The following is a 15,127-nucleotide window of genomic DNA, read 5'->3' as shown; positions in this document are numbered from 1 at the left end:
CGCCGCTCGGTGCAGGCCAAGGACGACGAGACCGTGGTGTTCAGCTGGATCGAGTATCCGTCGAAAGAGATCCGGGACGCCGCCAACCACAAGATCATGACCGATTCACGCATGCAGGCCATGGGCGAGCAGATGCCGTTCGACGGCAAGCGCATGATCTTCGGCGGCTTCGACACTATTGTCGATGAGGATAGCTCGGGCACGGCCGGCTACACCGACGGCTTTGTCGTGCCGGTCCCGTCGGAGAAGAAGGCGGACTACCTGGCTTTGGCCCAGCGTATGGCCGGCAAGTTTAAGGAGTATGGTGCGGTCCGGGTGCTCGAGGCCTGGGGCGACGACGTGCCGAACGGCGAAGTGACTGACTACTGGCGCGCCGTGCAGGCCCAGGACGGGGAAGAGGTCGTCTATTCCTACATTCAGTGGCCCGACAAGGCGACCCGGGATGCGGGCTGGGCCAGGATGATGGCAGCGGATCCTGAGCAGAGCACTCCGATGCCGTTCGACGGCAAGCGCATGTTCTGGGGCGGCTTCCGCCCGATCCTCGATACGGCGGCGGAGTAGGGACGATGGCCAATCCTGCGGGCAGCTTCATCTGGTATGAGCTGATGACCCCTGACCCGGACGGGTCCAAGCGCTTCTACGACGCGGTGGTCGCGGGCTGGACCATCGAGGCGCAGCCGTCAGGCGAGATGGACTACCGGATGATTTCCCGAAGCGATGGCGGCAACAGCGGCGGCGTGTTGCGGCTCACCGAGGAGATGCAGGGGCATGGCGCGCGGCCGTGCTGGCTCGGCTACCTCGGCGTCCCCGATGTCGATGCGGCGGTCGCCCGGATCGAGGAGGACGGTGGGCGGACGCTGATGCCGGCCCACGACATTCGCGGCGTTGGGCGCATCGCCATGGTGACTGATCCCGACGGCGCGCCCTTCTACCTGATGACACCAACCGCGCCCGCCGGTCGGCCTGATGTGGAGAGCGACGTCTTCTCCGTCGATCGTCCGCAGCACGTCCGCTGGAACGAGCTGCAGGCAAGCGACCAGGATCGGTCGGTCGCCTTCTACACCCGGCACTTTGGCTGGCGGCAGGAGGGCGACATGGATATGGGCGACTTCGGCTCCTACCGCTTCCTCTACCACGGCGAGACCATGATCGGCGCCATCATGCCGAGGATGCCGCAGGTGCCCCAGGCTGCGTGGACCTTCTACATCGGAGTCGGCGACATCGACCGGGCCGCGGACGCCGTGCGGGCCGGCGGTGGTACGATCCTTCATGGCCCCAGCGAAATCCCGGGCGGCGAGTATTCGCTGACCGCTGTTGACCCCCAGGGCGCCGCCTTCGGATTGGTCGGCCCGCGTCGGTAAGGAGAAATATCATGGCCAACGACAAGCTCATGACCTGCCTGTGGTTCGATCACGGAGAAGCCCGCAAGGCTGCGGAGTTCTACGCCGCAACCTTTCCCGACAGCAGTGTTGGCACTCCCATGCACGCCCCGTCGGACTTTCCGGGTGGAACAGAGGGCACCGAACTCACGGTCGAGTTCACCGTGCTCGGCCGGCGGTTCGTCGGCCTGAACGGCGGGCCCAATTTCAAAGCTAATGAGGCGGTCAGCTTCATGGTCCTGACCGACGATCAGGACGAGACGGACCGATATTGGAACGCCATCGTCAGCAATGGCGGGCAGGAAAGTGCCTGCGGCTGGTGCAAGGATCGCTGGGGGTTTTCGTGGCAGATCACACCCCGTGGGCTGCTGCGGGCCAACAGCAATCCTGACAAGGCCGCGGCCAGGCGAGCGTTCGAAGCGATGATGACGATGCGCAAGATCGACATCGCCCGGATCGAGGCTGCGGAGCAAGGAGTAGCCGTCGATGCGTAAAATCATCGGCTCCCTGTTCCAGTCGCTCGACGGCGTGATCCAGGCACCAGGCGGACCCGAGGAGGATCAGACCGGCTTTGCGCACGGCGGCTGGGTGTTCCCCTATTTCGACGACACGCTGGACGGGCCGATGGGGCGGCTGCTGGGCGGCAGCTATGAGCTTCTGCTTGGCCGGCGAACGTACGAGATCTTCGCCGCTTACTGGCCGCACAACGGCGACCAGCCGATCGGCGAGACGTTCAATGCCGTTCGAAAACATGTTGTGACATCGTCCGACCGGCCGCTGACGTGGAACAACAGCCAGCGGCTCGCCGGCGACCCCGCCGAGGCTGTCGCACGCCTCAAGGCCAGCGATGGACCGGACCTGCTTATTCAGGGCAGCAGCATGCTCTATCAGGCGCTGCTTCCCGCAGGCCTTGTCGATCAGCTGGCATTGATCACCTTCCCGGTCATGCTTGGGCGTGGCAAGCGCTGGTACTCGGGCGATCCGGCGACAGCCCGGTCCTGGACGCTGGTCGAGCAGGCGCACTCGCCGAAGGGCGTCCACTTCGCATCGTTTGTGCGTAATGGAGAGGTTCGCACCGGCAGTTTTGCCACAAAGCCCCCAAGCGATGACGAACTTGCCCTCCGTCAGCGTCAGGCGGACGGTCGCTGGTGAATCTGCGGCTCTTCGGCCACCCAGTCAAAAGGTGCTGATCGCGCTATGGGCGGGTCAGACCCGTCCAAGTTCCGTAAGCTTGGTCCCGGTCACCTGGAGAACGGCAGCGAGCTGCGCCGCTGTTGGCCGTTCGAACAATTCCCTGCTGATCGGCGGTGATCGATCAGGGATGAGCGCTGGGTGGCTCGTAGGTTTTCAAGGGCAGTCTTCAGCCTCCTAGCTCCGGAAGCGGTCGGTTTGGTCTCGGCCACCTTCGGAGTCTGTGACTGAGTCGTTGTGGCGTCCGAGTTGGGTCAAGCACTGACGGTCCCCTGCCCTCTGGGAACGTCCGGTGTTCCCTGCCGGAGCTGACGTTCGGCTTAATTCCGGAACGTGCCAGAAGTGGCCACTCAGCATTTTGATGAAGGATTTACCTAAAGTCCTTCAGAGAGCATCACGCAACGAGTCGTTTTGAGCACCTGGCATGTTGCAACCAACCCTGAAATTCCTGGGAGGGAAGCGGCCGGGCAATCAGGTAGCCTTGGGCTTCATCACATCCGAGACGAAGCAGGGTGTCATAAGCCTGCTGTGTCTCGACACCCTCGGCAACCACCCGAAATCCAAGACTGCGGATGAGCGAGATCGTAGCGCCAACAACCGTGACGCTGCGACCAGGGCTGCCCAAATCCTGCACAAATGAGCGGTCGATCTTCACAACATTAGCTGGGATCTTCTCCAAGTAGGATAAGCTGCTGTATCCGGTGCCGAAATCGTCAATGGCGATCCGAAAACCAGCGACTCTCAGTGCGTTCATCTGCTCTAGCGCACTGTGGCCCTTGCGGATGATTTCACTCTCGGTCAGTTCCAGCTCAAAGGCCTGCGGCGGAACGTTGCTTTGGCGAGCCATGGCAATGAGGCGGGAGGAAAAGTCGTCTTCGTCCAAGTTTGCTGCAGAGATGTTGACTGACAGGGTCAGGTCACTGCCTTCCGTCCGCCAAGTGGCGAGTTGCCCTAGGGCAGCGGTTACGACCCACTCCGTCATGTCACGGGAAAGAGCCGTCTGCTCGATGATCGGGATGAACTCTCCTGGAGAAACATGTCCAAGGGTCGGATGGCGCCACCGCAGCAGCGCCTCCGCCCCTATGCAACGCCCGGACCGCTGATCCATCCGGGGCTGGAACACGAGGCTCAGTTGATCGGGGGCGGCAAGCGCATCTGGAAAGTCGGACAAGAGCTGGAAGCGGCGACGATGGGCTTCGTCGCGGGACGCTGAGTAGACGCTGAGCGCTTCCCCGGCATTGCGTGCATCCTGAGCCGCACTGTGGGCCGCTCGCAGCATGTCCTGCGGGGTTGCCTCCCCAAGTCGGAACGGCGCCACGCCGAGAGCCGCCCGAATGGCCAATGGTGTGCTCTGGGCTCCAGAGACCGTGGCCAGTTCCTCCCGTATTCGGGTGGCTTCGGCAACCAGATCCCCATCATTGAGACTTGGAAGGAGGTAGCCAAGATGGGTTGGACCGATCTGATAGACCGGTGTCGTCTGGCTGACGAGACGGCGCAGGCGCTGACTTGCAGTCCTTATCAGGTCATCGGTGAACGCTGGACCGATTGCGTGGAGCGCTGCCGTGTGTTGGGTAGGATCAATCAGATCGACGGCCACTGCGAGCCGTGGCTCCCCAGGATAATCCCGCGCCAGATCCTCAACATCTTCAACAAACTGGTTTCGATTGGAGAGGCCACTGACCGGGTCGATCCGGCCGAAAGCATGCTGCAACTCAATCTGAGCCATAACGATCGCGGCGAGATCTTTGAGCGCTGCCATCTCCTGCTCTGTGACTGTCCGGGGCTCAGTGCCAAGTACGCACATCGCGCCAAGTGCATGTCCATCCCGTGTCATCAGCGGCGCTCCTGCATAGAAGCGGATCCCGGAATGAGCGAGGAGGCTATCCTTGTAGTACTCGTCTTTATCGAAATCCGGGATCACGAGCAGGTCAGCGCTTTCCGCGACCCGCCTGCAAGGGGCCTTCTCCCGTGGGATCTGCCAATAATCAACGCCGACCCGCGACTTGAACCATTGCCGGTCCCTGTCGGTGAGGGAAACTGCAGCAATTGGCAGATTGAACAACTGGCTCGCCATCCGGGTGATCCGGTCGAAGCTCTCACTAGGTGCTGTATCGAGCAGGTTCAACTCATACAAAGCGTTCAGGCGAGTGTCTTCCGACCCGTCCTGAATCGAACATGCTCTACTCATTGCTCGAAGATCGCTTTGCATTATGAAACGTCCGCGGCAGCCGAGCCAAAGGATCGCGGCCTGTTTTGGTGACCAGGACAAGGGGAATACCGGGCTCACACCGGCATGACAGAGGCGGCATCATGCCTATGACCGGGCGCCGAGAGGCGCACCGCTCAACCTGCCATCTTGAGACAGAGCAATCATGCCGAAACAGGCTTGCCTCGGCAATGAGGTGAGCCATTTTAGCTCTTCCTTAATTAAATCATAGTAAACGGCACTCCGAAGTCAGCATCTGAGCGTGAACCCGAGCCTCGCACTTTACAAACCATCCTCGTACCGCTCAAAATTAGGGCCTTCTCATCTCTGTCATCGTGATCTCTCACAAGACCATCTTCCGCCATGACGTTACATTATCCGATCCCTGCCAATGAGGCCGAGCGGCTGGACGCTTTGCACCGCCTCAGGATCCTCGAGGGTCGGCTCCCGTCTGGCATGGACAGGATCTGCTCCATCGCACAGGACCTGTTCCAAGTGCCGGTGGTGCTGATGGTTTTCCTCGGTGAGCGATCCGCCTGGATCAAAAGCGGCTCTCAGCCAGACCTCTTGGAGGAACCTCGGGAGCCGTCCTTTTGCAACTACACCATCATGCACGATGAGGTGTTCGTGGTGAACGACGCCAAGGCCGACCGGCGCTTCACAGACCATCCCTATGTGACAGCCACTCCCCCCCTTCGCTTTTACGCTGGCGCTCCGTTTGTCACCGAGCCTGGGATTCGGATTGGCTCAATTTGCCTCGTCGATCATGTGCCTCGTGACTTCACGCCCGGTCAAATGAGACTGCTCGCGAACCTGGCACGACTGGCGGTGGACGAATTGTGGCTCCATCACCTACAGCAGACAGGTTTGGCTGATGCCGAAGCCATAAGGCCAAGGGATGTCAATCTCGATTTCCAGATTGAGCCTACTCTGACCGCGGCACAGGTCCGCGCAGGACGTGGCATGGTAAACTGGTCCGTCCGAGAGCTTGCCGAAGCGGCAGGGGTGGCTCCGATCACGGTGAAGCGCCTTGAGGCGAAGGTCGGCGACTTAGGCACAAACAATGTAAGCGCCGAAGCGATCCGTGGAGCTCTAGAGCGGGCGGGAGTGGAATTCGTATTCGAAGCAGGCACCAATCCAGGTGTTCGGCCGCGCCGACCTGGCCATTGATGCTGTCATGAGTTTATGCCTGATATAATCCCTTATTAAGAACTCCTGCTTAAAATTAGATCAGCTTAAGCGGGGACAACCCCGCCGCTGATGCATTCCACCCTCCCCTTTGGCGCTCATGCCCTCGCGGAGCGAGCGGTGGCATGCGCGCAAAAAACACTAAGGGAGTTAGGGGCCATGTTCGCGTTTCTGTCCGCACGAGAGATGAAGGCTCAGGTTGAGGCCCTAAACCGGTCCCAAGCGGTGATCGAGTTTGAGCTCGATGGCACAATCCTGAACGCGAACAAGAACTTCCTAGCCGTGATGGGATATACCCTCGATGAGATCAAGGGACGGCATCACAGCCTGTTCGTTGACCCAACCGAACGGACGAGCGCTCACTACAAGGAGTTCTGGGCCAGGCTTGGCCGGGGCGAATACCAGTCTGCGGAATTCAAGCGCATCAGCAAGGACGGCAAGAGCGTCTACATCCAGGCCACCTACAATCCTGTGTTCGGGCGTAACGGCAAGCCTTACAAGGTCGTGAAGTTCGCCACGGACGTCACGCAGGAAAAGATGCGCATCGCCGACTTCGAGGGCAAGATCGATGCGATCAGCCGTGTTCAGGCCGTCATTGAGTTCAATCTGGATGGCACGATCCTGACCGCCAACGAGACCTTCCTGACCCTGATGGGCTACCGCTTGGACGAGATCCAGGGCCGCCATCACTCCATGTTCGCGACACCGGGAGTTGCGGAGAGCAACGAGTATCGCGAGTTCTGGGCCAAGCTTAACAGAGGCGAGTTCACAGTCGACAGGTACAAGCGGCTGGCAAGAGGCAACCGCGAGGTTTGGATCCTAGCATCTTACAATCCCATTCTGTGCCCGGATGGCCGCCCTTACAAGATCGTGAAGTTTGCAACCGACATCACAGACGCGGTCCAGGAGCGTCTGCGACGGACTGAGATACAAGCGGCCATCGCGAGGGATCTTGAGGACATCTCACAAGCAGCTTCCGATGTGACGATGCAGACCAACAATGCGGCGAGTGCGTCGAGTGAAACATCCGCCAATGTCCAAGCTGTCGCAGCCGGAGCCGATGAACTGGCGGTGTCTGTCAACGAGATCAGCCAGCAGGTCAACCAAGCTTTAGACATTTCGAAGCAAGCGGTAGCTCAGGGACGGCAAACCAATGCCAATGTCCAAGCTCTTGCTGCCATGGCTGAGAAGATCGGCAGTGTGGTCCAGCTGATCAACAATATCGCCGGTCAAACCAACCTTTTGGCCCTCAATGCGACGATCGAGGCCGCGCGGGCGGGCGAGGCCGGCAGAGGTTTTGCCGTGGTGGCGGCGGAGGTCAAGGAACTTGCAACCCAGACTGCCAAAGCCACGGAGGAAATCAGCAGCCAGATCAGTCAGACCCAAGCGGCCACTCAGGAAGTGGTCAGTTCCATCGACGCGATCACAGCGACCGTCGAACGGGTCAATGAAATCTCAGTGGCGATATCTGCAGCTGTGGAGGAGCAATCGGCTGTCACGCGGGAGATGTCAGCAAGCATGAAGACCGCCTCTTACAGCGTGTCTTCCGTGAGCCGTAGCATGGGCGAAATTGCCCGCTCCGCCGAGCTCGTTAGCTCAGCCACCAGCAACGTGAGACAGGCTTCAGCCTCCATTGCTTGAGGATACTTGCTAGTTTTCGTTGCATATCCGAAATCCTGACGGTCAAGACAGAGATGTATGTAAACCCATAGAAGTGAAATGCAGCCTTATAGGCCGGCCTAATGATGTAAAATAAATCTTCGAATGTCTGGGCCAGACATACGCATTCAGTCCCCTCGCTGAACGTCAACCCTCGAGCGCCGAAGCAGACAAAGCGCCTACGTCTCAGGAGTGCCATGAGCGGTCGTTTAGGTCATGGCATGCATCCTGAAGAGATTCGTCAGAAGGACGAAGAGTTCCCGCACCACCTAACCATGTATTCCGCCGGTTCCAGAACCTTCATCCTGGCCGCTCCACGGTCAGTGTGACCCTCAAGGTCAGCCGCATCTGAGACTGTTCGTCCCTGACCTCGACGCGAACCTCCCAGGCTCGTGGCAGCCAATCCCGTCCGAGCGTCAGCACAGTCTGCGTCGCCTCGTGTTCGGCCGCCTCCAGGCTATCAAGTTCAAGACCTTCCGGATCGGGCATGCATTCTGCTCCCTCCCAGACATCGAAATAGAAGCGTGGCATGTCACCCCTCGTGCAGGTGAGCCCTGCGCCGTCTGGCGGGATTTCCCGGCTCGGCACGGGGACGACGAAAAGGTCCAGAGCGAAGGACCTCCCACATGCAGTCGGGCGAAATCGCATCCTCTTGGTGGAACTCCTGGGTTCGCTGCCTGGCGGCGGCCATGAACTCCGCCACCTGAGCCAGCTCGGATTCGTCGAGTTCAGTGCATCCGCAACTGTCGATGATGAGGTGTCTTGCGGGTGAACAGAGTTCCAGCCAGAGCCGTGGCCTGTTTGGGAGCCTTTGCTCTTCCAGGATTTCTGTCAGTCGCACCTCCAGTGCGCCGAACCGGGCAACCGTCACCGTGCGGAAGCCGTGCGCCTCCCAGCGCGTGACGGCCAGCTGAACATAGGCGCGGATGATGCGCTCCTCGTCGCCGTCGGGGCTCATCCCGGCCCAGGCAAGTCCGGTGGGAGTGCCAAGCGTACTAGGCATTGCGGTCTCCAAATCCGACTGGGTCCTGGTCCCGTCTGGGCATGCACACGCCTGACAGCTCACATGATCTGCGAAGCCGTGCGGTTGGCCTCAGTGCTGAAGGAATGGCCCGTCGAGCGGAAGGCTTTTGACCGAAACCCCCAAACCATCGACGATCTCAAGCCACCACCCCTGCCATTCACTCGAGGCCGATGGATCGTCGTTGCTGAGTTCCTCGACGGCCCTGCACGCATGTAGCAAGGCCTCGTCAGGGCAGGATACCTCCACGCCCTCGTTGTCGTGGATGATGTCAATTCCGTCCGTGAGATTGAAATACCACCGCATCGGCATCGCAGGAGTTCAGGGTGTTCGCAGTTCGCCGGCAGTTGCTTGACCGGCGGGTCACGACGACAACCAAAATCCGGCATGTTTACTGAGCCATGCCTTGAGTTTGTTACATGCCGCGGCGCCAATATGCCGATAATTGCCGCGACCGACCAGTCGAGCCTTCTGGAGCGACCGGGCGAAGGCAAAAAATGTTCTTGCGGGCGCCTCCGGCTTGCGCGAAGGAGGAGTGAAGAGCAGAATTTGCTCTGACCTGCCCCGACCTCTACCGAACGCCGGAAAAACCTGGATCCGGAGGATACCGGCCGCTGGACGATGGCGACAGTGTCTTCCTTCCCGCCACTGCAAAGCCCCAGAGCCCGAGATTTCCCCCACAGATGAAGCCGATGGATAACGCCGCTCAGACGCATGAGGGCCCGGACCCGATCGACCACGGCAGGGCCCAGCCCCCCTTTGGTTACTGGGAATGGGATTGCAACACAGGTGGCGTCACATGGTCGGATGGCTTGTTCCGCGTCATGGGTCTGGAGCCCCGGTCCGTGGCACCATCCTACGATCTCTTCCTGGGGATGGTCCACCCTGAGGACCGGGCGACGAGCGCCGCCGCCAGCCAGGTTCTGGCCGATCGAGGCCAATACATCGACTCCGAGTTTCGTATCATTCAGCCGCAAGGCACCGTGCGATGGGTCGCCAGCAAGGGCGAGGTCTTCCGCGATCAGGCCGGCAAGGCCAGTTGGGCCGCCGGCATGCTGATCGACATCACGAATATCCGCGAGGCCCAGGCGGAGTTGTCGGCCCGTGAGGAGCGCTATCGCGCTCTGGCCTTGGCCAGCAGCATCGGTGAATGGCGGGCGACGTCGCAAGGAGACGCCATTGAGGCGCAGTCCTGGGCCAACTTCACCGGCCGGCCTGTCAACGACTGCACAGGCCGGGGGTGGCTTGCTGCAATTCACCCCAAGGACGTGGATGCCGTCGGAGCCACCTGGGATGAGGCGGTGCGGATCGGCTCGTACTTTGAGATGAGCTTTCGCCTCCAGCACCGGAGCGGCCAGTACCGCTGGGTGCTCTGCAAGGCAGTGCCGATCAAGCCTCAGGACGGACCGGTGCGGGAATGGGTCGGGACCGCCGAGGATATTCACGCCAAACGGGAGATGGAGGAACTGCTGCGGGTTCACGAGGAGCGACTGCGCCAGGCCCGCTTCGAAGGTCCCATGGTAACCTGGGACTTCAATCTGGAAACCGGGCAGGTCACGCGCTCAGACAACGCCCAGGGGATCCTCGGCGTCGGCTCGGAAACGGTCGAGGAGTTTCAGAGCAGCATCCACCCTGACGACCGCGCGAAGATCGAAGCCCTGGTGCGGGCCACGCGGCACTCAGGGAAGGCATTCAGTTCCGAGTACCGACGGACCAATAAGGACGGCAGGGTTGTCTGGCTTCGCTCGCGGGTCAGGGTCATGCCAGCTGCGTATGGCGGGGCGGATCACGTGATCGGCATCACCTTTAACATGACGTCCCAGAAGGAAGCGGAGTTCGCGAGCCAGGAAACCAGGAGGGCCTTGCGGGAACTCGATGCTCGTCATCAGGCGCTCATGAAGGCCGCGGGCGATTTTGTCTGGACCGTCAGTCCCGACGGGAGGGTTTCCGACTCGCCGGAGTGGCGGGCCTTGACGGGGCAAGACATCGATCAGATCCAAGGTTGGGGCTGGCTCAACGCGGTCCATCCCGCCGACAGGGAACGGATTCGCGAGACCGTACAGCGCATCATGGATACGCGCCTGGTGTCGTCCTACGAGTACCGTGTTCGGGACAGGGCCGGCGAATACCATTGGTTCAGAAGCAGCATTTGCCCTGTCCTCAATGAGGAAGGCACCCCTGTCGAGTGGATGGGCGCCGCTCAGCGGGTTTCCGGCCCGGGCCGCGAGCCCGAGGGAACGTTCACCGGTCCGCCGCAAGGCGTTCTCCCGCCACATGCCAATGGCCAGCTCAGATCGTGGCAGGTGCGGGCCGCCCGGGGCATTCTTGGATGGTCCGTCCGCGAGCTGGCGGACAAGTCCGGCATATCGCTCTCGACAATCCGCCGGGTTGAGGACGCACAGAGCCGCGATGGTCGGATTCTGCTGGCCATCCGCGGCACCCTGGAGCAGGCGGGGATCGGATTTGTCCCGGTCCTTGGCGGAGAACTCGCGATCATACCAATCAAGAGCAAAGATTGCCCTCCCGGCTGACGCCCCACATTTGTCACTCGGCGTTCAAGGCAATTTTTGCTCTCGACGATTCGTCGCAGATCGAATCCATCCGGAAACAGTTGAATCCACGATCACTTCGGCCCATTGCGAGCGGTAACTCCTGTTCATCCCCGCCATGCCGTCATTCAAGACAACCCGATGAAAGCAGCTTTTCTGCTGATGCTCCGTGCCCTCAGGCGCGTGCATCCCGCTTTGGGTAGGATGCTCCGGTCGACGAATGATGCCAGCGGGAACGGTCACACAATCCCTGTCCCAGAAGTCAAAGCTTCCCGTGAAGACCGGCAGGAGCCGTTTGTTCTGACACTGGAGGAGAGCGAGAAGCTCTCCCAGCACGCGGTCAAGCTCAGCCGGCAGGTTCCCTGGATGTCGGATGCCGAGGGAAAGATCCTCCATGTCGGCCCTGGTTGGGACGACGTGATTGGCATTCCCCTTGAGGAGGTGCTCCGCGGTGACTGGATGCGACTCGTCCATCCGGAGGACAGGCCCCGTCTCAACGAGACCCGGCGCATGAGCCTGTCCACGGGACAGCCCTACGAATGCGAGTACCGGGTCAAGACCCCTGATGGCGTCCATCGATGGTTCCGCGCCCGGGCCGGAGCCCAACGCGACGAGACGGGCACCATCGTGCGATGGTACGGCACGTTCGAGGACATTCACGAGCACAAGGTTGCCAAGGAGCAGCTCCGTCAGGCTGCGTATCAGGACGACCTCACCGGCTTGCCCAACCGCAGGTTCTTTCAGGAACGTCTACGGCAGGTCCTGCAACAAGCCGATGAAAGAGGGCAGACGATCGGCCTGCTGATCATGGACTTGGATGACTTCAAGCAGATCAACGACAGATTCGGCCATGATGCCGGTGACGAGCTCCTCAAGGCTTTCGGTGAATGTCTGGTCCATCTGGTCGGGACGTCTGACACGGTGACTCGGCTGGACGGCGACGAGTTCGCTGTCATTTTGCACGGTACCGCAACCGAAGACGATGTGGCGCGGGTCGCCAGGGCCATTCAGGCTCGCTTGCGGGAACCGCTCCGGCTCGGCACCAGGGTGCAGGAGGCTCGCGCCAGCATCGGAGGCGTCATCTCCGGCCTGCAGGGGACAAGTTCAGACGAACTTCTGAAGCAGGCCGATCTTGCGCTGTTTAGCTGCAAGGCTGCGGGACGTGGTCTGTATGAGATGTTCAAGCCGGCCATGAGGGATGAGGCGCAGAAACGGGCCTCAGCACTGGAAGTTGCCCGCCAAGCGATGGCACGCGAGTGGATCGTGCCATTCTACCAGCCGAAAGTGGACCTGCGTTCAGGCAAGCTGACTGGTTTCGAAGCGCTCCTGCGATGGCGCCATCCCCGTTTGGGAATCCAGCCTCCTAGCACAATCGCTCCCGCATTCGATGACAATGAACTGGGGATCGCGGTTGGGGATCGCATGCTCTCGTGCGTGATCCATGACATGCGTAGCTGGCTCGATGCGGGCCTCGATATCGGCAAGATCTCCATCAATGCCTCCTCTGCCGAGTTCCGGCGCGATGACTATGCCGAACGTGTTCTCGACAGCCTTCGCAAGGCAGACATTCCGACGAGCCGGCTCGGGATCGAGGTCACCGAGACGGTGTTTCTCGACCGCGATATCAAGAACGTCGAAAAGACATTGCGTGTTTTGAGCGAAGGGGGGATTTCCGTTGCTCTTGATGATTTCGGCACCGGCTATGCCTCACTGTCGCACCTGAAGCAGTTTCCGGTCAATGTCATCAAGATTGATGCTCGTTTGTGCGTGACCTGGAGACGGACGAAGGAGATGCGGCCATTGTCAAAGCAGTCCTGAGCCTTGGGCAGAGTCTCGGGATGAGGGTGGTAGCCGAAGGTGTCGAGACGGCCGCCCAAGCCTCATTTCTCAGGCTGCACGGCTGCGACTTGGGACAGGGCTACTATTTCGGATCTCCGATGCCTGCTGAGGAAGTCGTGGACTTGCTGATAGCACGGACACCTGGCCGATGACGATTGAGAGTCAAACCTCAACATCAGGACTCTGGTCTAGGCCATTCCCAGATCCATGGCTTTGGACTACGAGATGACCGCTTCCGGGACGTGACCGCACACTCTGACTTCAAGGGAAGTGATATCCCAGGTAATCCGTCGAAGGGCCGGAACGGGTCCAAGAGTAACGAACCGCATATGAAATGAAGGTCCGCTTACCACCTCATGAACTGACCAAAGTGTTTCTTTCGAGATGTGCCACTGAGATTAGATCTCACGCTGGCCGGCGAAGAGGTTCTCCCGAACGTCAGGTCTGATCCAAGGTCAAGAGCGTGTTGAGCAGGCGCACGAGCGTCTCGGGGTGCACCGGCTTGCCGAGGAACAAGGCTCCCTCCGGTAGGTCCCCTGACTTGGGCGCGGCCCGGCCGGACGCGATCAGGATCCCGATGTCCTGGCGATCCGAGCGGACCCTGCGGGCCAGCTCGAAGCCGTTGATGCTGCCCCGTGGCATCTCCACGTCGGTGACCACCGCATGGATGCCCGAGACGGCACTCAGCACCCGCAGGGCCTCGTCGGCATGGGCGGCTTCGATTACCTTGAAGCCGGCATCCTCCAGCACATCCACGAGGGTCATGCGGACGAGCGGCTCGTCTTCGACGACAAGAATGAGAGCACGCGGGTGGGGGTTCGGGCCAGGCATGCCCGACGAAAGCGGAAGCAACGGTCTTTGTTCCTAAGGCCAAGATCTCAAAATAATGCCTCCTAAATAGGCAAAGATCGGTCGTGGTCGACCCTGGAGAGATCGGCTGAGACAACTTCGCCACTGTCTCTTTCTGAGATCAGGGGCCGACTGCTGGCGAGCCCGCTATCACGGCTCTTGGAACCAGGCCCGACCGCCGGGCTTTTCCAGCCTTGCAGTAAGACAGCCCTGACGGGCCTCTGAGCAGGAGGATGGATCAGGCTCTCCTCGTCGTGCGGTGGGGCTGGTCAGGTAAAATCATCCTGTCTCGCCATCGAAGATGGGATGGAGTAATTGAGCTAAAAAGAACCCGGCCGCTTTTTCAAGCGCCGGGTCGAGCAATATGTAACTCGTAAGTCTTGGACCCATCTGCACAAGGGGAATGCGGGGATAATGATGGGTCCGCATGTTCGAATAATTCGATTGTAGCCGACTGGTTCCCCAAGCAGCAGATATTTGCTCAGAAAGCTTCGCTTTTAGTCTGCGTGGATGCTCGGGCTGGCAGCTGATATCTGCGCCTCCGGGCTCCACCGAAATGAGAGCGACCCGCCGAAATTCGCAGCTTATGCCGAACGGTATCGTCATATCTGGATGCTCCTGGTTGACGGTTTATCCGATCTCCTCAGCCCGGGTGCTCCTGTCTCTGGACTACTCCCGATGCCGAGGGTTGAGCGTTTCAGGAATGGAGACTCACTCCGGTCGCTCAGTTGACCGTCCGCGGGAACAGCTTAGCTTATCCGGTGTGGCTCCGTAATTTTGCCCCCTACGGATATCACGGCGCCCTGGCCGAGATTTCCTGAGACCCGTCACGGCCAGGGCGCTTCCATTTACTGGTCCCGGCGACTAGAGCAGAGAGATATTAGTGAGAACCGCAGATTGTCTCTCTAGCCGGATCGCAATGATTGCGTCTCTGCGCCTGACTCTCACTTGGCACGTTGTGAATGACCATGAACCAAACCAATCCGCCGATCCTCGATCTAGCCAGTATCACCGCTGATATCGTTGCGTCGTACGTTGCGAACAATGCCGTCCATCGCGCCGATCTGCCGGCCGTGATTGCGTCCGTGCACGCTGCGCTCCAGGGATTAGTTACTCCCAAGCAGACAGAACCTGCCCGGCCAGAGCCGGCCATTTCGATCCGCAGGTCCGTCACGCCGGAGTTCCTGATCAGCCTCGAGGACGGCAAGAGGTACAAAACCCTCAAGCGCCATCTTGGGAAGCTGGG

At 60.4% G+C, this 15,127-nt stretch carries 13 protein-coding genes and 1 pseudogene; 9 read left to right on the top strand and 5 right to left on the bottom strand.

Translation table 11 applies throughout. From position 1 onward, the window contains the following. From KBI52_RS05695 to KBI52_RS05680, 4 genes are all read left to right on the top strand, one after another. Positions 1-561 (top strand): DUF1428 domain-containing protein (locus tag KBI52_RS05695; protein ID WP_210805993.1); only part of this gene is annotated, 561 nt, incomplete at its 5' end. 5 nt (positions 562-566) lie between these two features. Further along, entirely contained in the window at positions 567-1,361 is a 795-nt protein-coding gene (locus tag KBI52_RS05690) for a VOC family protein (protein WP_210805991.1), read from the top strand. An 11-nt stretch (positions 1,362-1,372) separates the two neighbouring features. Next, positions 1,373-1,873: a VOC family protein gene (locus KBI52_RS05685; protein WP_210805990.1), complete on the top strand. Its 501-nt coding sequence runs from the start codon at positions 1,373-1,375 to the stop codon at positions 1,871-1,873. Continuing rightward, complete coding sequence (locus tag KBI52_RS05680; protein WP_210805988.1) at positions 1,866-2,531, top strand: dihydrofolate reductase family protein; 666 nt, start codon at positions 1,866-1,868, stop codon at positions 2,529-2,531. Before KBI52_RS05685 ends, KBI52_RS05680 begins: the two co-directional genes overlap by 8 nt. A 433-nt stretch (positions 2,532-2,964) precedes the next feature. On the opposite strand, the gene KBI52_RS05675 is transcribed toward KBI52_RS05680, so the two are convergent. Continuing rightward, positions 2,965-4,779: a bifunctional diguanylate cyclase/phosphodiesterase gene (locus KBI52_RS05675; protein ID WP_247654205.1), complete on the bottom strand. Its 1,815-nt coding sequence runs from the start codon at positions 4,777-4,779 to the stop codon at positions 2,965-2,967. A 360-nt stretch (positions 4,780-5,139) separates the two neighbouring features. On the opposite strand from KBI52_RS05675, the gene KBI52_RS05670 reads away from it, so the two are divergent. Together KBI52_RS05670 and KBI52_RS05665 are read left to right on the top strand one after the other, a co-directional pair. Next, complete coding sequence (locus tag KBI52_RS05670) at positions 5,140-5,946, top strand: GAF domain-containing protein (protein WP_210805986.1); 807 nt, start codon at positions 5,140-5,142, stop codon at positions 5,944-5,946. 177 nt (positions 5,947-6,123) lie between these two features. Next, positions 6,124-7,605 carry a PAS domain-containing methyl-accepting chemotaxis protein gene (locus KBI52_RS05665; RefSeq protein WP_210805984.1) on the top strand — a complete coding sequence of 494 codons (1,482 nt, stop codon included), beginning with the start codon at positions 6,124-6,126 and terminating at the stop codon, positions 7,603-7,605. Positions 7,606-7,923: 318 nt separating this feature from the next. On the opposite strand, the gene KBI52_RS05660 is transcribed toward KBI52_RS05665, so the two are convergent. From KBI52_RS05660 to KBI52_RS33960, 3 genes are all read right to left on the bottom strand, one after another. Then, the gene (locus KBI52_RS05660) at positions 7,924-8,154 is read right to left on the bottom strand and encodes a hypothetical protein (RefSeq protein WP_210805982.1); all 231 of its coding nucleotides are present in this window, start codon (positions 8,152-8,154) and stop codon (positions 7,924-7,926) included. Position 8,155: 1 nt separating this feature from the next. Continuing rightward, complete coding sequence (locus KBI52_RS05655; RefSeq protein WP_210805980.1) at positions 8,156-8,626, bottom strand: hypothetical protein; 471 nt, start codon at positions 8,624-8,626, stop codon at positions 8,156-8,158. A gap of 90 nt (positions 8,627-8,716) precedes the next feature. Continuing rightward, the gene (locus tag KBI52_RS33960; protein ID WP_371823119.1) at positions 8,717-8,950 is read right to left on the bottom strand and encodes a hypothetical protein; all 234 of its coding nucleotides are present in this window, start codon (positions 8,948-8,950) and stop codon (positions 8,717-8,719) included. 386 nt (positions 8,951-9,336) lie between these two features. On the opposite strand from KBI52_RS33960, the gene KBI52_RS05650 reads away from it, so the two are divergent. Continuing rightward, positions 9,337-11,175 (top strand): PAS domain-containing protein, encoded by a 1,839-nt coding sequence (locus KBI52_RS05650; RefSeq protein WP_210805978.1) that lies wholly within the window; start codon positions 9,337-9,339, stop codon positions 11,173-11,175. Positions 11,176-11,334: 159 nt separating this feature from the next. Beyond that, a pseudogene (locus KBI52_RS05645) lies at positions 11,335-13,184 on the top strand (putative bifunctional diguanylate cyclase/phosphodiesterase). A 286-nt stretch (positions 13,185-13,470) separates the two neighbouring features. Here KBI52_RS05645 and KBI52_RS05635 read toward each other — a convergent pair. Next, positions 13,471-13,884, bottom strand: a complete 414-nt coding sequence (locus KBI52_RS05635; RefSeq protein ID WP_315974860.1) for a response regulator — start codon at positions 13,882-13,884, stop codon at positions 13,471-13,473. 959 nt (positions 13,885-14,843) lie between these two features. Between KBI52_RS05635 and KBI52_RS05630 the strand changes: the two genes are divergently transcribed. Then, positions 14,844-15,127: MucR family transcriptional regulator (locus KBI52_RS05630; protein WP_247654204.1), on the top strand; the 284-nt coding region annotated here is incomplete at its 3' end.

Origin of the sequence: Microvirga sp. HBU67558 (assembly GCF_018069605.1) — a bacterium.
GTDB lineage: Bacteria > Pseudomonadota > Alphaproteobacteria > Rhizobiales > Beijerinckiaceae > Microvirga > Microvirga terrae.
This window is presented reverse-complemented; position numbering and strand designations above follow the sequence as displayed.

What these genes read in the sequence shown, in the direction of transcription:
- KBI52_RS05660 (WP_210805982.1), bottom strand. Translation starts at nt 8,154, where the DNA reads ATGCCACGCTTCTATTTCGATGTCTGGGAGGGAGCAGAATGCATGCCC.
- KBI52_RS33960 (WP_371823119.1), bottom strand. Translation starts at nt 8,950, where the DNA reads ATGCGGTGGTATTTCAATCTCACGGACGGAATTGACATCATCCACGAC.
- KBI52_RS05685 (WP_210805990.1), top strand. Translation starts at nt 1,373, where the DNA reads ATGGCCAACGACAAGCTCATGACCTGCCTGTGGTTCGATCACGGAGAA.
- KBI52_RS05655 (WP_210805980.1), bottom strand. Translation starts at nt 8,626, where the DNA reads ATGCCTAGTACGCTTGGCACTCCCACCGGACTTGCCTGGGCCGGGATG.
- KBI52_RS05665 (WP_210805984.1), top strand. Translation starts at nt 6,124, where the DNA reads ATGTTCGCGTTTCTGTCCGCACGAGAGATGAAGGCTCAGGTTGAGGCC.
- KBI52_RS05680 (WP_210805988.1), top strand. Translation starts at nt 1,866, where the DNA reads ATGCGTAAAATCATCGGCTCCCTGTTCCAGTCGCTCGACGGCGTGATC.
- KBI52_RS05690 (WP_210805991.1), top strand. Translation starts at nt 567, where the DNA reads ATGGCCAATCCTGCGGGCAGCTTCATCTGGTATGAGCTGATGACCCCT.
- KBI52_RS05670 (WP_210805986.1), top strand. Translation starts at nt 5,140, where the DNA reads ATGACGTTACATTATCCGATCCCTGCCAATGAGGCCGAGCGGCTGGAC.
- KBI52_RS05650 (WP_210805978.1), top strand. Translation starts at nt 9,337, where the DNA reads ATGGATAACGCCGCTCAGACGCATGAGGGCCCGGACCCGATCGACCAC.
- KBI52_RS05675 (WP_247654205.1), bottom strand. Translation starts at nt 4,779, where the DNA reads ATGCAAAGCGATCTTCGAGCAATGAGTAGAGCATGTTCGATTCAGGAC.